The organism is Thermodesulfovibrio aggregans (assembly GCF_001514535.1).
GTDB classification, from domain to species: domain Bacteria; phylum Nitrospirota; class Thermodesulfovibrionia; order Thermodesulfovibrionales; family Thermodesulfovibrionaceae; genus Thermodesulfovibrio; species Thermodesulfovibrio aggregans.
In genome coordinates this window covers 443,787-462,994 of record NZ_BCNO01000001.1, presented here as the reverse complement: position 1 = coordinate 462,994, position 19,208 = coordinate 443,787, and the positions used below count along the sequence as shown (strand labels likewise).

The 19,208-nt window shown below is 36.3% G+C and carries 22 protein-coding genes; 8 read left to right on the top strand and 14 right to left on the bottom strand.

The genetic code is table 11. From position 1 onward, the window contains the following. Position 1: 1 nt before the first annotated feature. The 7 genes from TAGGR_RS02310 to TAGGR_RS02280 all read right to left on the bottom strand — a co-directional run bounded on the left by TAGGR_RS02310 (position 2) and on the right by TAGGR_RS02280 (position 5,842). Positions 2-700, bottom strand: coding sequence for a type 1 glutamine amidotransferase (locus TAGGR_RS02310; RefSeq protein ID WP_059175748.1), 699 nt, complete (start codon positions 698-700; stop codon positions 2-4). After that, entirely contained in the window at positions 684-2,219 is a 1,536-nt protein-coding gene (locus TAGGR_RS11060; RefSeq protein ID WP_059175747.1) for a sigma-54 interaction domain-containing protein, read from the bottom strand. The genes TAGGR_RS02310 and TAGGR_RS11060 overlap by 17 nt, the downstream gene beginning before the upstream one ends. Before the next feature lie 126 nt (positions 2,220-2,345). Next, positions 2,346-2,771, bottom strand: coding sequence for a type VII toxin-antitoxin system HepT family RNase toxin (gene hepT / locus TAGGR_RS02300; RefSeq protein WP_059175746.1), 426 nt, complete (start codon positions 2,769-2,771; stop codon positions 2,346-2,348). A gap of 4 nt (positions 2,772-2,775) precedes the next feature. Beyond that, positions 2,776-3,204: a nucleotidyltransferase domain-containing protein gene (locus TAGGR_RS10575; RefSeq protein ID WP_059175745.1), complete on the bottom strand. Its 429-nt coding sequence runs from the start codon at positions 3,202-3,204 to the stop codon at positions 2,776-2,778. A 114-nt stretch (positions 3,205-3,318) separates the two neighbouring features. After that, positions 3,319-3,657 (bottom strand): P-II family nitrogen regulator, encoded by a 339-nt coding sequence (locus tag TAGGR_RS02290; RefSeq protein WP_059175744.1) that lies wholly within the window; start codon positions 3,655-3,657, stop codon positions 3,319-3,321. A gap of 14 nt (positions 3,658-3,671) precedes the next feature. Further along, positions 3,672-4,994: an ammonium transporter gene (locus tag TAGGR_RS02285; protein WP_059175743.1), complete on the bottom strand. Its 1,323-nt coding sequence runs from the start codon at positions 4,992-4,994 to the stop codon at positions 3,672-3,674. Between the two features lie 11 nt (positions 4,995-5,005). Continuing rightward, the gene (locus tag TAGGR_RS02280) at positions 5,006-5,842 is read right to left on the bottom strand and encodes a hypothetical protein (protein ID WP_059175742.1); all 837 of its coding nucleotides are present in this window, start codon (positions 5,840-5,842) and stop codon (positions 5,006-5,008) included. Positions 5,843-6,169: 327 nt separating this feature from the next. Between TAGGR_RS02280 and TAGGR_RS02275 the strand changes: the two genes are divergently transcribed. Together TAGGR_RS02275 and TAGGR_RS02270 are read left to right on the top strand one after the other, a co-directional pair. Continuing rightward, positions 6,170-6,718 carry an SRPBCC family protein gene (locus TAGGR_RS02275; protein WP_059175741.1) on the top strand — a complete coding sequence of 183 codons (549 nt, stop codon included), beginning with the start codon at positions 6,170-6,172 and terminating at the stop codon, positions 6,716-6,718. Continuing rightward, complete coding sequence (locus TAGGR_RS02270) at positions 6,715-7,464, top strand: carbon-nitrogen family hydrolase (protein ID WP_059175740.1); 750 nt, start codon at positions 6,715-6,717, stop codon at positions 7,462-7,464. Before TAGGR_RS02275 ends, TAGGR_RS02270 begins: the two co-directional genes overlap by 4 nt. A 3-nt stretch (positions 7,465-7,467) precedes the next feature. Here the strand turns inward: TAGGR_RS02270 and TAGGR_RS02265 are convergent, their stop codons facing one another. Beyond that, entirely contained in the window at positions 7,468-7,872 is a 405-nt protein-coding gene (locus tag TAGGR_RS02265; RefSeq protein ID WP_161936156.1) for a hypothetical protein, read from the bottom strand. A gap of 85 nt (positions 7,873-7,957) precedes the next feature. Between TAGGR_RS02265 and TAGGR_RS02260 the strand changes: the two genes are divergently transcribed. The 6 genes from TAGGR_RS02260 to TAGGR_RS02235 all read left to right on the top strand — a co-directional run bounded on the left by TAGGR_RS02260 (position 7,958) and on the right by TAGGR_RS02235 (position 15,001). Next, the gene (locus TAGGR_RS02260) at positions 7,958-9,217 is read left to right on the top strand and encodes a helix-turn-helix domain-containing protein (protein WP_059175738.1); all 1,260 of its coding nucleotides are present in this window, start codon (positions 7,958-7,960) and stop codon (positions 9,215-9,217) included. 122 nt (positions 9,218-9,339) lie between these two features. Next, on the top strand, positions 9,340-10,923 hold the full coding sequence (locus TAGGR_RS02255) for an FMN-binding glutamate synthase family protein (RefSeq protein ID WP_059175737.1): 1,584 nt from the start codon (positions 9,340-9,342) through the stop codon (positions 10,921-10,923). 130 nt (positions 10,924-11,053) lie between these two features. Then, complete coding sequence (locus TAGGR_RS02250) at positions 11,054-12,121, top strand: 4Fe-4S dicluster domain-containing protein (protein WP_059175736.1); 1,068 nt, start codon at positions 11,054-11,056, stop codon at positions 12,119-12,121. Then, a complete protein-coding gene (locus TAGGR_RS02245) occupies positions 12,103-12,939 on the top strand; it encodes an FAD/NAD(P)-binding protein (protein WP_059175735.1) in 837 nt (278 codons plus the stop codon). The genes TAGGR_RS02250 and TAGGR_RS02245 overlap by 19 nt, the downstream gene beginning before the upstream one ends. Continuing rightward, complete coding sequence (locus TAGGR_RS02240) at positions 12,939-13,685, top strand: NADH-quinone oxidoreductase subunit B family protein (protein ID WP_059175734.1); 747 nt, start codon at positions 12,939-12,941, stop codon at positions 13,683-13,685. The genes TAGGR_RS02245 and TAGGR_RS02240 overlap by 1 nt, the downstream gene beginning before the upstream one ends. Beyond that, positions 13,682-15,001, top strand: coding sequence for a Ni/Fe hydrogenase subunit alpha (locus TAGGR_RS02235; protein WP_059175733.1), 1,320 nt, complete (start codon positions 13,682-13,684; stop codon positions 14,999-15,001). The genes TAGGR_RS02240 and TAGGR_RS02235 overlap by 4 nt, the downstream gene beginning before the upstream one ends. On the opposite strand, the gene TAGGR_RS02230 is transcribed toward TAGGR_RS02235, so the two are convergent. From TAGGR_RS02230 to TAGGR_RS02205, 6 genes are read right to left on the bottom strand one after another with little or no spacing between them, the layout of a single operon-like run. Continuing rightward, the gene (locus TAGGR_RS02230) at positions 14,994-15,842 is read right to left on the bottom strand and encodes an ATP-binding protein (RefSeq protein WP_059175732.1); all 849 of its coding nucleotides are present in this window, start codon (positions 15,840-15,842) and stop codon (positions 14,994-14,996) included. The two genes, TAGGR_RS02235 and TAGGR_RS02230, sit on opposite strands and share 8 nt — an antisense overlap. Then, the gene (locus TAGGR_RS02225; RefSeq protein WP_059175731.1) at positions 15,839-16,678 is read right to left on the bottom strand and encodes an ATP-binding protein; all 840 of its coding nucleotides are present in this window, start codon (positions 16,676-16,678) and stop codon (positions 15,839-15,841) included. Before TAGGR_RS02225 ends, TAGGR_RS02230 begins: the two co-directional genes overlap by 4 nt. Then, positions 16,672-17,328 carry a class I SAM-dependent methyltransferase gene (locus TAGGR_RS02220; protein ID WP_236698884.1) on the bottom strand — a complete coding sequence of 219 codons (657 nt, stop codon included), beginning with the start codon at positions 17,326-17,328 and terminating at the stop codon, positions 16,672-16,674. The genes TAGGR_RS02225 and TAGGR_RS02220 overlap by 7 nt, the downstream gene beginning before the upstream one ends. Further along, a complete protein-coding gene (locus TAGGR_RS02215) occupies positions 17,321-18,049 on the bottom strand; it encodes an MBL fold metallo-hydrolase (RefSeq protein ID WP_059175729.1) in 729 nt (242 codons plus the stop codon). The genes TAGGR_RS02220 and TAGGR_RS02215 overlap by 8 nt, the downstream gene beginning before the upstream one ends. Beyond that, positions 18,046-18,888 (bottom strand): Mrp/NBP35 family ATP-binding protein, encoded by an 843-nt coding sequence (locus TAGGR_RS02210; protein WP_059175728.1) that lies wholly within the window; start codon positions 18,886-18,888, stop codon positions 18,046-18,048. The genes TAGGR_RS02215 and TAGGR_RS02210 overlap by 4 nt, the downstream gene beginning before the upstream one ends. Continuing rightward, complete coding sequence (locus tag TAGGR_RS02205) at positions 18,885-19,202, bottom strand: NifB/NifX family molybdenum-iron cluster-binding protein (RefSeq protein WP_059175727.1); 318 nt, start codon at positions 19,200-19,202, stop codon at positions 18,885-18,887. Before TAGGR_RS02205 ends, TAGGR_RS02210 begins: the two co-directional genes overlap by 4 nt. Between the last annotated feature and the right edge of the window lie 6 nt (positions 19,203-19,208).

The window sequence follows — 19,208 nt, the reverse complement described above, 5'->3', positions numbered from 1 at the left end:
ATCAAAAAGGTTTTATTTTGAAAAAAGCCTGATAAAAATTTCTTGCCCTTTGAGAGTATTCTGAGATAATTTTTTCTGCTTCACTGAGTATTTGTTCTTTGAGAGTATGTTCTTCAAACCACTCTTCAAGAAGTTCTTTTGTTACCTCAATATGAAACTGTAAAGCATAAACATTTTCTCTGTATCTGAATGCCTGATTTTCATAAAGAGATGATCTTGCAAGATGTATGGCACCAAATGGAAGTTCAAAGGTGTCTCCATGCCAGTGAAAGACTTTGAATTTTCTCCATACATCACCAACAGAAGGATGCCTTGCAAGAGCAATCATTAAAGGGTCTCTTAATCCATCTCCTGTTAATTCTATGTCAAGCCAGCCTATTTCTTCACCATGTCCCTTATAAACTCTTGCACCGAGTGTATGAGCAATTAATTGAGCCCCAAGGCATATCCCTAAAACTTTAAGGTTTCTGTTTATTGCCTCTCTTATAAGCCTTGAGACTACTTTTAGATGGGGATAAATATCCATCTCATAAACACCCATTGGTCCACCCATAACTATTAATCCCTTAAAGTCTTCAAGAGTTGATGGAAGGTCTCCTTCTTCTGCTTCAAAGATTTTGTAGGGAATTGAGTTTTCAATAAAATAGTTCTCTATGCTTCCCGGTCCTTCTGATTTAATATTTTTAATTATTGCTATCATTGAGATTCACTCCCTTTTTTATTTTTATCCCGTATTTTTTTATTCTGTAGTTAAGCTGTCTTTCTGTTAAACCTAAAGCCTGCGCAGTCCTTCTTATATTGAAGTTGAACTTTGGAAGTGTATCCATTATGCGTATTCTTTCAAGTTCTTCAATCTCTGCAGGAAGCTTGCTTTCTCCAGAAAATGTTGATTTAATTTTTAAATTTCCTCTTACAGTATCAGGAAGATCATAAAGTTTTATTTTGTTGCTTTCTGTCATTACAACAAGTCTTTCAATTGTATTTGCAAGCTCCCTCACATTTCCAGGCCAATCATAGGATACAAGCACGTTCAGAGCTTCGTTATCAATGGTGACAGATTTTTTATAAATACTGCAATACCTTTTAAGATAGTACTCAACGAGCAAAGGTATGTCTTCTTTTCTTTCTCTCAAAGGTGGGATATATATAGGTATCACATTAAGCCTCCAGAAAAGGTCTTCTCTGAATGCTCCTTTTCTTATTTCATCTGAAAGGTCCTTGTTTGTAGCTGAGATAATCCTTACATCAACTTTTACTGTTTTTGATGAACCAAGAGGCTCAACTGTTTTTTCCTGAAGAACTCTCAACAATTTTGGCTGAAGTGAAAGAGGCAATTCACCTACTTCATCAAGAAAAATGGTGCCTCCATTTGCCTGTTCAAACTTTCCAACCCTTTTTACAGCACCCGTGAAAGCTCCTTTTTCAGAGCCAAAAAGCTCTGCTTCAAGAAGAGCCTCAGGTATTGCAGCACAGTTTATGGCAACAAAAGGTTCCTTTGCTCTCTTGCTCTGAAAATGTATTGTCTTCGCTATAAGTTCTTTACCTGTTCCAGACTCGCCAAAAAGAAGGACTGTGGCATCTGTGCCTGCCACTTTCATAACTGTTTTAAGCACTGCCTGAAATGAAGGTGACTGACCTATAAGATTGGGGAAGTTGTATCTGTCTTTAAGCTGAGTTCTTAAAATAAGATTTTCATCTTCCATACTTTTATAAGTTTCCCATAACTTAAGGAATTGACCTATTAATGAAGCAACTATTGAGAGTACTCGAAGATCATCATCAACATCTCCCTTTTCATCAGCATAAATCCTGTCAGCAGATAAAACGCCAAGAATTTCCTCCTCTATTTTTATTGGAACACATAGGAAAGATATCCCTTTTTTATTTGGTCTGCTACCTGTTTTATTGAGAAATTGAGGTTCTTTCTCTATATCTGGAATAAACATCGGTAATCCAATTTCTATAACTTTACCCACAATACCCTCACCAATTCTGTATATACCTCTGCTAATTTCTTCCTGAGTCATTCCATAGGCAGCAACAATACTGATTTCTTCTGTCTTTTTGTCAAGAACAAAGATGCTTCCTCTCCGCATGTCAAGTTCTTTTGATAAAATCTCAAGAACAGAGTAAAGATTTCTTTCAAGGTCAAAAGATGAGGTCAAAACCCTGCTAACTTCAAAAAGTGCTTTTAATTCTATGTTTTCACTTTTGTTCATATTATAGACGGCAAATAATTGCCGTTAAAATATTATAACATTTGAGCAATACAGTGTCAAATAATCTCTCAGGAAGTGAAAAACAGTATTTTCAATTGACAAATTTAGGATTAATAAATACAGATTTCAATCATATTGAAGAAGTTTTTTTATTGATTTTATAAATTTATCAATATCTTTTAAATCCTCGGTTATTATCTCATAAAGTTCATCTTCTGTTACCGTATGATACATATGAACCAGCCTGTTTCTGTATCCAGCCATCTGAATAAGTTTTGCACTGAGTTCATCGTCTACTGCACCAATTTTTGATAAGCCCGATGCAATAGATTTGTATTCCTTTGATATGTCTATGTAACCCTTTTTTGCGAGTATGTGTCTTCCAATATCAAAAATTGCTTCAAGCGCTCTTCTAAGAAAACTCTCAGCAGCAGCTGAATATACCTTATTTTTTGTAAATGTTTCCTTATCCAGTTTTGACAAATTTTTTAATTCTTCAGTATAACTTTTTATTAAAACAAGCCTTTCCTTTATGAATTGTTTGTTCAACATTTATTTAATACTCTTCAAGAGCCTCTTCAAAATATCTGTCAAATAAATATTTAACATCGGCATATTTTCTTAGAATTCGCATTTCATAATTCTCTTTAAATTCTTCAGAAATTTTATAAATACAATAACCCTCTATTGCTTCCATCTGAAGTAAACTATGACATTCCTGAAGAAAAACCAAATCCAATGAATAGGGTTTAAAAATTTCAGATATTTCGTTATATAAATTTGAATAGAGCTTACGCCTATCTTTAATTTTTTCTATGTCTATTTCAAATACTACTCCAATATCTATATCTGTCAGAGGATCATGAATATCAACTTTCTCAAAGTTCAGTATCTTAATTGCATTGTCCCTCTGTGAACCAAAGGCATACAAGAGTGCTATATGGAATTTACGGCAGATTTCTAAGAGTTTTTCAGATTTTTTCATTCTATGAAATTATAGCATAATGGGAATCTTTCAGACATCGCTTCCTGCTGAATTTTTAAAAACTTTAAAATAAAATCGGCAGGAACTTTCCTGCCGATTTTATTTGCTTAATTTTCATATTGCCTGTTCACCCTTTTCCTTTGTTCTTATTCGCACAGCATCTTCAACGGGTATTACGAATATCTTTCCATCACCAACACTTCCTGTGTAAGCCTTTTCCATTATGGCATTTATAACCTTTTCAACAAGGCTGTCAGGTACAACAATTTCAAGCTTTATTTTTGGTATAAATAGAACCTCGAGCTCACTGCCTCTGTAAATCTCTACATGACCTTTTTGCCTGCCAAAACCCTTTACATCTGTAATGGTCATTCCCTGAATGCCTGCTAAAACAAGTGCTTCCTTTACTTCTTCAAGTTTAAAGGGTTTAATTATTGCCTCAATCTTTTTCATCTCATTCCTCCTTTTTATAGGTTATAAGCTCTTTCACTGTGCTGAGATGAGTCAAGCCCTATAATTTCTTCTTCTTCACTAACTCTGATCTTCATGAATATTCTGATCACCAAGAATATTAAAGCAGTCATTATACCTGTGTAAACTATTGTTATAAGCACGGCAATTGTCTGTGTCCAAAGCTGCCCGGGATTCCCATAAAGAAGCCCTTTCCCAGCCTCATTGATTGCAGGGTCTGCAAAAACTCCTGTAAGAATTGCGCCCAGAATTCCTGCTACACCGTGAATTCCAAATACATCAAGGGCATCATCATAGCCTATCTTTGGTTTCATTGAGGTAACACTGAAGTAGCAGATAAATCCTGCAACAGCACCAATTATAACTGAACCAACAATATTTACAAATCCAGCTGCAGGTGTTATGGCAACAAGACCTGCTATCATTCCTGATGCAAGACCAAGCACCGTTGGTTTCTTTGTTACTGCCCACTCTGTAAACATCCATGCAAGGGCTGCCACTGCTGTTGCTGTATTTGTGTTAATGAATGCCTGAGCAGCCAGACCATTTGATGCGACTGCACTTCCTGCATTGAATCCAAACCATCCAAACCACAAAAGCGCTGCACCAATTGCAACCAAAGTCAAGTTGTTTGGCACAAGCAGAGTATTTTTTCTTTTACCAAGAATAAGTACTCCAACTAAAGCCGCAATACCAGCATTTATATGGACAACTGTCCCACCTGCGAAATCAAGAGCACCCATTTTTGCAAGAAATCCTCCACCCCATACCCAGTGAGCAACAGGAACATAAACAAGGCTCATCCATAGAATTGAAAAGAGCACCCATGCTGAAAACTTCATTCTTTCAATGTATGCACCACTTATAAGTGCTACGGTGATTGCAGCAAAAGTAAGTTGGAATATGGAGAACAAAACCTCAGGTATAGTTCCCTGAAGTGAGTCCACTTTAACTCCTGATAAAAATACCTTATCAAGATGCCCGATTATTCCTGCGACATCTCCTGAAAATGTAAGAGTATAGCCATAAAACACCCAAAGAAAGCTCACTATGCAATAAGTCACAAAGCTCATTGCTATTGTATTGAGAACATCTTTTCTCTTTGCCAGTCCACCATAAAATAGAGCAAGCCCGGGGACTGTCATAAGCATAACCAGAGCAGTTGCCACTATCATCCATGCAGTATCACCTGTGTCAAGCTTTGACTGAGGCTGAACAACTTCTGGCTGAGCAGGTGTTTCTGTTTCTGCAAATATTAAATTTGCTGAAATCGCTAATATCATCATTATCAATATAAATATGCTCAATAACTTTTTCATTTTGTCCTCCTTTAAAAGCTAAATGTAATGTTAATTCCCGTTACCCAGGTATCATCAAGATGTCCATTGGGATTGTACGAATGACCATCAACAATTCTTTTTGCCTTACTTGAAAGCGGAAACCAGTACTGAACCACAGGTTGGACAGTTAAATTCTTTGTAACAGGAATTGTAAATCCAGCCTGAAGTTTGCCATCATGAAAGCCGCTGTATTTCTTGCCTGTGTAGTCTCCTGTATTACTTTCGTAGGTTCTCCAGTAAGAGTCATCACCTTTGAAATAACCAAATGATGCTGCAAGATCAAGTGTGATATCTTTGTAAACCTCAAAGGAATGAGAGAAGGATAAATTAAAATAAGTACCCGGGTAAGTTGAGATGTCTCTGTAAATCGTAAGAGTTGGCTTTGAAATAATATCATAACTTGCACTAAGAAAAACCTCTTCAGTTTCATCAGTGTACTTGGTTCCATAGTAAATGTAACCAGCCGTCAGAGAGAGTTTATCAATTGCATACGTGTAACTGAGCGTCAAATCAGACTCATTAAAGCTTTTTCTGCCCGGTCTATCTGGCACAAAACTCTGCGTTGCTCTTTCATTGGTATCAATATTTCCCCAGTAGTTAAGAGAAAATCCTTTGTAAGAAACTGTAACAGAAGGTTGAATAACCACACTGCCAGAACTCAACTCATAACCACGAAAGATGTACCTGTTGTAAGCACCTAAAGAGACGCTGCCTGTAACCTTTTCATCTTCCTGCTTTGGCTCCTCCTTTTTAACTTCCTCTGCTTTAACCAACGACACTGACATCAGGAAAACTAAAACTACCGCTAAATACTTTAAACTTCTCATACAAGCACCTCCATTTAAAATTTTGTTTTTATAAGTACCAAAATCTATGCCAAAATCTAATATGTTGAAATATATAGACTTTTTTTAAAAAGGAAATGACAATTATGTAAGACTTTACAATTTTGTAAGATTTTATGTTTTGATTGAGACTTTTAAAAAAATTTGTTTATCTTTGTCTCATGATTTAAGTCAAACTGTAAAATGATGGGACACAATTTATCAATACTTCAGTTTCAGATCCAGCTAAATAGACAAATAGGCGAATTTTATATTTGATTGTCAAGAAAATTAGTTAGTATAATTTTAAATAAATCTCGGTAATTAATAATGGTAGAACGAATCAAAGAATCTATTGAGATAAAAAGTGCTCCTGAAAAGGTTTTTCAGTATCTTAAGCTTGTAAAGCCAAGACTGAGATTGAATCCAGCTTACAAACTAATAGAATTTGAAAAACTCACAGAGGGTCCTATTACAAAAGGTTCAAGATACAGAGTAAAAGCAATTGCAGGTGATAGGATAATAGAATATGAAAGTGAGGTTGTTGAATTCATTGAGAATGAGAAGTTTTCTACCCGTGATACTCGAGGAAGACTGAAAGTTTCTCTTACATTGAAACCTACTAAAGAGGGCACTCTTCTTGTCCATGAAGAGGAGTTTACTCTTTCTGAGGAAATGCTTTATCCTGAAGGACAGGAGCCAGAACCCCCCTTATGGCAGAAGATTATTAAATTAATAATTGATGTTGAAACTGCACGAATAGATGAAAGGCAAAGAAGAATACAAGAATTACTGCTGAACCTGAGGCAAAATCTAAGAGTTTGGTTAAAGAGGATAAAAGAAGAGATTGAGACCTATAGTGAGATAGCTGAAAGATGAAGTTGGCATTGATACAGATGAATATTTTATGGCAGAAAAGGGAGGAAAATCTTAAGCGTGCAGATTTTTTTATCAAGACAGCTGCAGATGAGGGTTGTGATGTAGTTGTATTTCCTGAAATGTTTGATACAGGTTTTTTCCCTCCTCTTTCAACAATAGATGAAGGTTTAGTTACGGATTTTTTTCTTTCCAATGCTGCAAAAAAATATAGAATAAATATAATTGCAGGATTTGCAGTAAAAAAAGAGAACAAGGCAAGAAATATTGCAAGAGTTTATAACAGATCAGGCAGTATTATAGCTGAGTATACAAAGATAAATTTATTTTCATTTATGAATGAAGACAGATTTTTCATTGCAGGTACTGAGCCGGTTATATTTGAGATTGATGCTTTACCTGCAAGCGTATTTATATGTTATGATCTGAGATTTCCTGAAGTTTTCAGAAAGATAGCAAAGGATGTGGTTTTGATTTTTGTGATTGCCAACTGGCCCTCTTCAAGGATTGAGCACTGGAAGACACTCCTTCAGGCAAGGGCAATAGAGAATCAGTGTTTTATGATAGGAGTAAACAGAACAGGAAAAGATAGTGATGGAGTTAATTTTTCAGGCTCTTCCTGCATATATGATCCTTGGGGAAAGCCTGTATTAATTGGAGATGAAGAAGAGTTCCTTTTAGCAGATATTGACCTTTCTCAGGTCGAAAGAATTCGTAACGAGTTTCCCTTTATGAAAGATATGAAATAAATTCTATTCAATCAGGATGGTGTATCCGTAAAACTCCTCTGTATTTTGAAGTCTTTCCTTGAGCCCTTTGTCATTGAATCTTCCGTATGCCATTGAGTCATCGTATAGCTTCAGTTCCTTTTTTATTCTGTCTATTTCAAACTTTCCTCCACCTAAGATATACCACTCGGGTTCAAGAATATCATAGCGTTTATTCTGGGTATCATAATTGCCAACGAGGTTCATCTCTTTTGAGAAGTGTTCTAAAATATTTGAATGGTATTTGGCAAACTCTTTTGGTGCAAATACAAGATATTCATTGTCATTATGACTTAACTGGACAAATTTCCCACTATATTTATCAGGTAAACTTTGAAATGAAATTTTTAAATAATATAACTCAGCATAATTAACTATGATGGTTTTCATGATATTAATTATATAAATTTTCATTAGTTCTTGACAAAAAAATTCAGTATTACTAAAATTTAATTGTAAGAGGTAACCGTTTACCGTGCAAAAAATATCTTCTGGCATAAGAGATTTAGACAATCTTATTGATTATATTTATCCTGGCGATAATGTGGTATGGGAAGTTGATTCAGGAACTTCCTATGAAATTTTTATAAAAAAATTCATTGAATCCTCTTTCTCTGAATCAAAAGACATAGTATATATTAGCTTCAACAAATCAGCTCACACGCTTTTAAAAGAATTCAGCAATTATATAAACGATAAATTCCATATAATTGATTGTTTTACCTCAGGAAAAGGCAAAAATGATGCTACTTTTTTGAGGGACTATGAAAAAATTAGCAAAAAAATTGATATCACCAGACTTTCAAATCCTTCAAATCTTGAAGAGCTTACAAATGCCATAGCTACTGTTGAAAGCAAAACATCCTCTCAAATATCATACATATTTGATAGTTTAACTGGAATCCAAAATCTTATTAAAGACGAGAGTCAGACTTGCAGTTTTTTTACATATATGTGTCCGAGACTTTTTGATCTTGACAGTGTAGCCTACTGGATTTTAGAGAAAGATGCCCACAGTCAGAAGTTTAAAGCAAACATCAGGCATATAACTCAGGTAGTTCTGGAGCTATATAGAAGAAAGGATAATTTTTTCCTTAAGGCACTTAAACTTTCAAGAAGAAAAAATAGTGAAGCTTTCAAACCTCATATTTATGAAATAACTGATAACGAAGAAATACAGATTAAAAAAATAGTCCAAACACCCTCACTGGATATAGGTAGTAAGTTAAGAGAAATAAGGCTTTCAAGGAATATGAGTCAGAAAGAACTGGCAGAAAAGGTGAATCTTACACCTGGGTTTATCTCCCAGATGGAAAACAATCAGATAGTTCCCTCTATTACATCTTTCATACAGATTTGTGAAGCTCTTGGAGTTAAGCCAAGTGAGATATTAAGTGAAAATAAAACAGAGGAAAAACCTATCATAAAAAAAGAAGAAATATTGAGAAAGATTTCTCAGAAAATTTCTACTGCAGATGTTTATAAGGTTTTATCCGATGATAATTTCCAAGTCCATATTGTTGTAATGCCTCCAAATTCTTCTGTAAAAGCACATTTTTTAAAAAAGAAAGACCCCGAGATTGCTTTTTTGATAAAAGGAGAACTTTCTTTGACTTTAAATGGCTCCAATTATAGTCTCCGGGAAGGAGACTTTCTCTATATAAAAAAATCTATTCCAGAAAACTGGCAGAACAAAGGAGGTGAGAAGGCAGAGCTTTTACTCATAAGCAGATAATTAATTGTTTTCTAAAAATTTTTAAAAGAGGGCAAAAAATATCATTGATATTTTTTTGCCCGGAAGAGTTAGTAAAACTAAACCAACTCTTCAAAAATTTACTATTACTTTAGGAGGTTATTATGAATGTAATTCCAGGTCAACCAAATGCAAGTTCCGCAACAGGAACCCGAAACAGGGTATCTGATCCTGCACCTTATTCAGGTATCTGTTCAGTCTGTCTTGATGGATGTCCGGGATTCTGCGAGGTTGGAAAATCCTCTTTCAGAGGAAGAGAAGTCGTCTATCCAGGACCTTTTGGAAAGGTCACAGCAGGTGCAACAAAAAAGTATCCTGTTGATTACTCACATCTCAATATTCAGGGAACATGCGTGGGCGCTGTGGGTGTTGAGCCAGACCCCGACAAAGCCACATTCCCGGCTGTCAATATTGAAAGGGAAATTGGAAAGGATTACAAGATTAAACTTAGTATTCCTATTTTTACTGGTGCTCTTGGTTCAACGGATATTGCAAAGGACAACTGGGAAGGTCTTGCCATAGGTGCGGCAATTTCAGGAATTATGGTTGTAATCGGTGAGAATGTCGTTGGAATGGATCCAAAAGCTGAGTTTGACGACAAAGGTAAGGTAGTCAAGTCTCCTGAGCTTGAAAGAAGAGTAAAATGCTTCAAGGAATGGTATGATGGATACGGTGAGATTATTCTTCAACAAAATGTTGAAGATACCCGCCTCGGATCAGCTGAGTATGCCATTGATAAACTCGGTGTAACATGCATTGAGCTTAAATGGGGACAGGGAGCAAAAGATATCGGTGGAGAGGTTAAGCTTAAAAGTTTAGAAAGAGCCCTTGAACTAAAAAGAAGGGGATATATAGTTCTTCCTGACCCTGAAGATCCTGTTGTCCAGAAAGCTTATAAAGCTGGTGAATTTAAAGAATTTGAGCGTCATTCAAGGCTTGGCATGGTAGATTATGAAAGCTTTGAAAAGGCTGTAAAACATTATAGAAAAGCTGGTGCAAAGTTTGTATCACTAAAAACTGGTGCATACAGAATTACTGACCTTGCAAGAGCATTAAGGTTTGCCTCAGATGCAGGAATTGACCTTGTAACAATTGATGGTGCTGGTGGTGGAACAGGAATGAGCCCATGGAGAATGATGAATGAGTGGGGTATTCCAACAATTTATCTCCAGTCAATTGCCTATAACTTTGCAAAGCAGCTTGCTGAAAAAGGAAAATATGTCCCAGACCTTGCAATAGCTGGTGGATTCTCTCTTGAAGACCACATATTTAAAGCACTTGCACTTGGTGCGCCTTACTTTAAAGCTGTATGCATGGGTAGAGCATTAATGATTCCAGCTTTTGTTGGCAAGAACATTCAAAAATGGCATGAAGATGGCAAACTTCCTGCCGATATAGCAAAATATGGAAACTCTGTGGAAGAAATCTTTATAACTGCCGAAGTTCTTAAGAATAAATACGGTAAGGCATTCAAAAAGCTTCCATGGGGTGCTATTGCCATGTATACATTTGTTGACAGACTCACTCTTGGACTCAAACAGCTCATGGCTGGTGCAAGAAAGTTCTCCATTGAGTATCTTGACAGAAATGACATCGTTGCTCTTACAAAGGAAGCCTCTGAAGTAACTGGAATTCCTTATGTAATGGAAGCTGATATGGAAGAAGCCCAGAAAATTCTTTTAGGCTAATCTTTCCAAAGGAGAGGCATTGCCTCTCCTTAAATCAAAATTAACTTTCCATATGGCAATTTTATGCCGTCTATTGACAAATTACTTAAAAAAAAAGTATAATGCCTTATCTTTTATCGGGGCATAATTTATGAAAATTGAACAGTACAGAATACTTGAAAAATCAAAAATTGAGGACTTCATAGATAGCCTCATCTCAATATCAAAAGTAGTTGCACCGGTTTATAAGGGATTTAAAAATTATGCTTTTCAGAAGATAAAATCTTCTGAGGAGGTTAGCCTTAAATATATTCCTACTATAATTCCACCAAAAAAATACTTTATGCCTCAAAGAGAAACTTTACTGAAGTTTGATATAAAAGAAGATTTAAAAATTGAGCCAGTTGTAGAGTATGAAAATTTAATACTATTTGGTGTACATACCTGTGATATAGCCGGAATAAAATGTCTCAATATGGTTCTGTCTGATAACCCTAAAGACACAGGATATCTTATCAGGAAAAAACATATAACAATAATTGGGCTTGAATGCAATGATTATTGCGATGAATATGCAAGTTGTGCATTTGTCGGTGCTCACATGCCAACAACAGGATATGATTTAATGTTCACAGAACTCAGTGAGTATTTTATTGTTCATATTCATTCCTCAAAAGGCTCTGATATTGTTGAAAAAACCGATTTATTTAAACCTGCAGAAGCAGTTCATATTGAAGAACTTAAAGCATTGAGAAATAATAAACTGAAAATATTTAATAATGAAGTTCCCACAGAAAGAAGATATCTTCCTGACCTGTTTGATCGTTCCTTTAATGCATCTGTATGGAAAGAACTTGAACAGAAGTGCCTCAGTTGCGGAAACTGCACAGCAGTATGCCCAACATGTTACTGCTTTGATATAAAAGAAGAAGTTGACTTAACTCTTAAGGCAGGTGAAAGATACAGAGTATGGTTTTCCTGTCAGCTTGATCCATTTGCAAAAGTTGCAGGTGGAATAGACTTCAGAAGGGAGCGCTCAGCAAGACAGAGACATAGATTTTACAGGAAATTCAGGTATCACATTGACCGTTATGGCATGGTTTTTTGCACAGGTTGTGGAAGATGTTCCAGAACATGCATGGCAAAAATTAATCTTAAAGAAGTTTTGACATCTCTCATAAAGGAGTCAGAGGCAAAAATATGGCGCAAGTGGTTATAAAGGATTCCCCCTATAATCTTAAAAGAGCAAGGATACTGGATGTAAAACCATTAACCGAGAAGGAAAAATTATTTAAATTGGTATTTGAAGATAGCACATGGCTTGATTTTGAACCCGGTCAATTTATAATGGTTTCTTTGATGGGAATCGGTGAAATCCCTGTTTCTGTATGTTCCTCACCATTGAACAGACATTATTTTGAAATTTGTGTTAGAGCTGTAGGAAAGGTTACAAATTCTCTACATAAACTTAATGTAGGAGATGTAATAGGAGTAAGAGGTCCATATGGGAATGGTTTCCCAATCAAAATGATTGAAGGGCATGATTTATTAATAATTGCAGGAGGATTGGGACTTGCACCTTTAAGGTCTCTGATTCTCTATGCCATTGATAATCGCAGAGATTTTGGTGAAATACATATACTTTTTGGATGCAAAACACCTGGAGAACTTCTTTTCGTGGATGAAATAGATGAGTGGGGTAAAAGGCTTGATATACACTTTGCCTGCACTGTTGACAGGGCAGATCCTGACTGGAAGGGAAATGTAGGACTGATTACCTCTTTAATCCCTGGAGTTGATATAGACCCGATAAGAACCTATGCGGCTGTTGTAGGACCTCCTGTTATGTATAAATTTGTAATAAAAGAGCTTCTTGCAAAGGGACTGCCTGTTGATCAGATTCTTCTCAGTTTTGAAAGACACATGAAATGCGGAATGGGTAAATGCGGAAGATGTCAGATTCAAAATCTTTATTGCTGCAAAGACGGTCCTGTTTTTACTTTTAAAGAAATAATGGATATGGCAGAGGCGCTATAATGAGTAAACCAAAGGTTGCATTTTTTGATTTTGCCTGCTGTGAAGGATGCCAGTTACAGGTTGCCAACATAGGTGAACCGCTTCTTGATGTTCTTGATATTGTTCAGGTTGTTGAATTCAGAGAGGTAATGTCTGAAAAATGGGATGGAGAGTTTGATGTAGCCTTTGTTGAGGGAAGTATTACTGATGAGCATGCTGTGCAGAGAGTTAAAAGGATAAGAGAGCGCAGTAAAATCCTTGTTGCTCTTGGCTCCTGTGCCACAATTGGTGGAGTTAATGGAATGAAAAACTCCTTTCAGCTTGAAGAAGTGGGTAAATATGTTTATGGAGAGTCATATAAATTTTTCCCCACAATTCATACAAAAGCTGTCCATCAGGTTGTGAAGGTGGATTATTTTATAAATGGATGCCCCATATATCAGCCTGAATTTCTTACTGTTCTTAAATGCATACTTCAGGGAATTCCATACTATGTGCCTGAGTATCCTGTTTGTGTTGAATGTAAACTAAATGAAAATGTCTGCATGTATGATAGAGGACTTACCTGCATGGGACCTGTTACAAAAGCAGGATGTAATTCATGGTGCATAAATAATGGAAATATCTGCTATGGTTGTAGGGGGCTCACCATAAATCCAAATACAGAGGGTTTTAAGGAAGTTCTAAAAAAATACAATATTCCTGAAGACTTTTTAATGAAAAAGATTGAGATGTACAACAAGTGTAAGGAGTTGGATAAATCGTGAGTCAAAACATTAATATTAATGTGAATTATCTAACGAGAGTTGAAGGACATGGCAATATTGTAGTTGAAGTCAAAGATGGAAAGCTTGAGATTTGCAGGCTTGAAATCGTTGAATCTCCAAGATTTTTTGAAGCTTTCCTGAGAGGTCGCTCAATCTATGAAGCACCACATATAACAAGTAGAATTTGTGGAATTTGCGCCTGCGGACACACTCTTGCATCAATTCAAGCAGCAGAGGATGCCCTTGGAATAAAGCCATCTGAGCAGACAACTCTTTTAAGAAAACTTTTACTTCATTATGAGCATCTTGACAGCCATCTTCTTCATATATATTTACTTGTTGCACCAGATCTGGTTGGTGTGCCAAGTTTTGTGCCGCTTATAAAAACTCATCCTGATGTTGTAAGGCGTGCACTTAAAATGAAAAGACTCTGCAATGAACTTTGTGACATACTTGTTGGAAGACATGTTCATCCAATTTCTACAGTTGTAGGTGGATTTACAAAACTTCCTAGAGTAAATGACCTTGAGGAGATGCATAAGAGACTTTTAGAACTTCAGAAAGACATGGAAGCAACCGTAGAGCTTTTTAGCAAGCTAACTTTCCCTGATTTTGAAAGAGATACAGAGTATGTAGCCCTTGTAAATGATGGAGATGAATACCCACTTCTTTATGGAGACATAGGCTCAACTGATGGATACAGAGTGAGTAAGTATGAATATAAAAATGTTACAAATGAATTTATAGTTCCCTATGCAACTGCAAAAAGGACCCGCTGGCACAGAGACTCCTACGCTGTGGGAGCACTTGCAAGATTCAATCTCAACCATGAAAAACTTCATCCAAAAGCAAAACAAGCAGCCAATGTTTTGAATCTGAAACCAAAATGCATAAATCCCTATTTTAATACCGTTGCTCAGATTGTGGAATGCGTCCACTGTGTTGAAGATGCCATAAGAATTGTAGAGACTGTGTGGCAAAATGGAATAAACTACGATGAGATAGTTGTTCCTGATATAAATGAACTGGGTAAACTTCCCCAGCGTGCTGGTGAAGGAGTTGGTGCAGTTGAAGTTCCCCGTGGTTTATTGATTCATCACTATGAGTGTGATGAAAGAGGAATATTCAGAAATGCAAACTGTGTGATTCCCACAAATCAAAACACACACAACATAGAGCTTGATATGTTAAAGCTCGTTCCAGAAATCATAAATAAGTCTCAGAAAGAGATAACTTTAGCACTTGAAATGCTTGTAAGAGCCTATGACCCCTGCATATCATGCTCAGTTCACATGGTGGAGGTTAATTTTAAGTAATCTTATCTATCAGTTCTTCAATCTCTATTGTTAAACTGTTTTTTGTAAACTCTAAAAAAGGCTTGCCTGCTTTCACTGATGCTAAAATATCTTCTGAGAATGGAATTTTACCACAAACTTCAATTCCTGAACTCTCAACCATCTTTACAATATCTGAACTCATCTCAGTATTCAGGTCATACTTGTTTATCACAACCTTTACAGGTATATTGAAATGTTTTGAAAGCTCAATTACTCTACTGAGGTCATGCATTCCTGAGACAGTTGGCTCTGTTACTGCAACAACAAGATCAACGCCCGTCATTGAAGCCATAACAGGGCATCCAACTCCTGGAGGTCCGTCAATCACTATATAGTCAGCTCCTTCTGATTGAGCAGTCTCTTTTGCAATCTCTCTCAGCTTTGTAACGAGCTTTCCTGAGTTTTCCTGAGCAATACCAAGCCTTGCATGAATCAATATTCCGTACTTTGTTTCAGAGAGAAAATACTTGCCTGAAATTCTGTCTTTGAGAATTATGGCTTTCTCCGGACATACATAGCTACATATTGTGCAGCCCTCACAGGAAAAATCTTCAACCTGAAATCTGTCATTTATTGCATTGAATTTGCAAACCTCTTTACATGCTCCACATTGAATGCATCTTGTTTCATCTATTGATGCAATTTTACCTCCTATGAAATCATATGTCTGTTTTATCTCTGGATGCAAAAGCAAGTGAAGATTTGCAGCATCAACATCGCAATCAACAAGAATTTTATTATTCAATGAAGTAGCAAGACATCCAGTAAAGAATGTTTTTCCTGTTCCACCTTTTCCGCTTATTATCAAAATTTCCTTCATATGATTTCCCTTATATCTCTATAAAGTCTCTGAAAAATCTCTTTATATTCAGGCATTGCTTTTATAAGGGGAATGCCTTTTGAATAAGCTTCTGCTATTTTTCTGTGAAATGGAATTTTCAGTAAAACAGGGATTTTATTTTTTCTACAAAAATCTTCTATAAGAGCATCATCTCCACTTTTGTTTATAATAACGCCTGCTTTTATATTTAAAGCTTTAGTTACTTCATAGGCAAGCTCAAGGTCATGAAGTCCAAAAGGAGTTGGCTCTGTAACAAGAATGCAGAAATCCGAGCCTTTGACTGCTGTTACAGCAGGACAGGAAGTCCCAGGAGGTGCATCAATTATTGTAATTTTATCCTTTTTTGCGTAAGCCTTTGCTTCTTCAATAACCTTTGGAGCAAGCACTTCTGAAATATTAAGCCTTCCCTCAATAAATTCAATACCCTCAAAGCTACCGATTTTTATCATCCCAATACCTCTGTGAGCAGGCTTCATTGCTTTTTCCGGGCATAGCAAAATGCATCCATCACATCCATGACATAAATGGGGAAATAATAGAACATCGCCTGAACTGTCAAGCTTAATCACACTTAAAGCATTGTAAGCACAGACCGTGCTACAGTAACCACAAAGATTACATTTTTCTTTATCAACTTCAGGAACAACAGAAAAGACTTTAAGTTCCTGTTTTATCTCAGGATTTAAAAATAGATGAACATTTGGCTCTTCCACATCACAGTCAATTAGCTGAGAGTTCTCAATGCTTAATGCAAGAGACACCACAACTGTTGTTTTTCCTGTTCCACCTTTCCCGCTTGCCACTGAGATTACCATTTTTTTATCTCCATGCAGACAAAAGCGGGTAAATCACTAAAATTTTTCATATCTATTTCCTCAGCTTCTTCACACTCAGGATTCTGAAAAGGATATTCTTTTAATGTTCCAAAAACCTTTTCAGATTTTAAACCGCATTGATAAAGTATTTTCTGAAACTCTGTAAAACTATAAAATTTTGCCAATCTATAAAAGGGATGTCCTTTGGTTTTCTTTTCTTCATAAACTGAACCTAACTTAGAATCAAGAAAAACTTCTCCAACAATTATTCTGCCTTCATCCTCTAAAACTCTTTTTGCCTCTTTAAGTGTAAGATAAATATTCTCAACAAAAGGAAGTGTTACAATGAACATTACACAGGAAAATGTTTTATCCCTGAAAGGTAAACTCTCTGCCTTTGCCTGCACTACTGGAATGCCTCTTTGTTTTGCTATTTCAAGTGGAGAAAACGCCCTGTCAACTCCAAAAACATTTTTAGACAAAACTGCGAATCTTCCAGTTCCAACTCCTACTTCAAGAATCTTGTCTTTACAACAGCTTTCAATAAGTTTTTTAATACATCTTGCTTCATTTTCATATATAGTTTTCCCTTTTTCTGAGTCATACCATCGGTCATACTCGGCAGCACAAGATTCAAAAGGATCAGACATAGTCACAGGAGCCTCCAATGTAAATGTGTGTGCCTGCTCCTGCTTCTATAAAACCTTTACCAAAAGCTTCTTTAAATAACATTCTTGCAAGGTCTCCTGTACAATGTGAAGGGGCTATATATTTGATTCCCTTGTTTTTTAAATAAGTTGCCAGATCAAGAATTTCATCTTCTTTTTTGTCTTTAAGATGGAGTCCTCCTACCAGTGCAAAAATTTTATCATCAATTATTCTACATGCTTTCTCGAAAATTTCCTTTACTCCTGGATGAGCACAACCTGTAACAATAACCAATCCTCCGCCTGTATCCATAAGAAGAGATACTTCCTTTATTCTGTCTCCGAGTTCACCTGTAAGATAGACTCCATTCATTATCTCAACATGCTCAGAAGATACTTTATGAATTCTTGAATCAGGCAAAAGAGATTTAACTTCATCGTAAATTGAAGCCCCAACATAAATTTCAGCCTTGCAGCCTGATTCTACAATCTCTTTCAATCCACCTGAATGATCCTTATGAGCATGGGAGATGACAATTCTTGAGATTGTACTAAGCCTTATGCCTGCTTTTTGAATATTTCTCAGTAGTTTCTGCCCATCTGCTCCTGTGTCAAAAAGAATTCCACCATATCCTTTTTTTATAAAGCAACTATATCCCCAGCCCGTTTCAAACCCTTCCTCTGCATGATAGTTGTCAAAAAGAACAGTCAGGTCAATAATCATACTTTTAAGACTTCCGTAATTTTGTTGATTATATTTGAGAAAGCCTCTGCTGGTTTGCTATCCGGGTAGTAAATCATTACCGGTTTTCCATCATCTCCAGCCTGAACAATTTTTGGATCAATGGGAATTTTGCCGAGGAAGGGAACTTTATATTCCTGTGCAAGTCTTTCAGCTCCACCTGTTTTAAATATTTCAACAGTATTTCCGCAATGGGGACATACAAAGCCGCTCATGTTTTCAACTATTCCAAGCACAGGGATTGAGCCTTCAATACAAAATCTAATACTCCTGCGAACATCAGCCAGTGCAACATCCTGTGGTGTGGCAACAATCACTGCTCCATCAACCTTATCAAGAAGCTGAACAATTGATATTATCTCATCTCCTGTTCCTGGAGGTGAATCAACAACTAAATAATCAAGCTCCCCCCACCGAACATCGCTTAGGAATTGTTCAATCATTCTATGTTTTAAAGGTCCACGCCACACAATAGGAGTATCCTTCCCTTCAAGGAAAAATCCAATGGAAATAACGTGCAAATTATCATACATCTTTATTGGAAAAACTCCCATATCAGTTATCATCGGAGGGAATCCCTCAAGTCCAAGCATATTGGGAATATTAGGTCCATGAATGTCAATATCAAGGAGTCCAACATGATATCCCTTTTGAGATAATCCAACAGCAAGATTAGTGGAAACAGTACTTTTACCTACTCCGCCTTTTCCAGAAAGAACAAGAATTTTTTTCTTAATTGCAGAAACAGTTGCTTTTAAAGCAATTTCTTTTTTAATCGCCTGTCTTTCATCGCACTGGCAGCTTTCTTTTTTATCTGTCATTTAACTCCCTCCTGAAGTTTATTTACTGTATCTTTTATTTTACCATGAGCTTCAAAAACTTTTATTCCCGCTGCTTTTATAATCCGCTCCGCACCGGGTCCAATTTTTCCAGTTATTAGAGCCTTAACTCCTTTTGAAGCCACAAACTGCCCTGCCTGTGTGCCTGCTCCCTGCTGAGCATCCCTCCAAGGATTTTCAACTGCTTCATACTGCATTGTATCAGTATCAAGAAAAATAAAATACTTACAACGGCCGAATCTTGGGTCAATCTCTGAGTTTAAATCTTTGTCCTGTGAAGTAACACAAATTTTCACTATTTT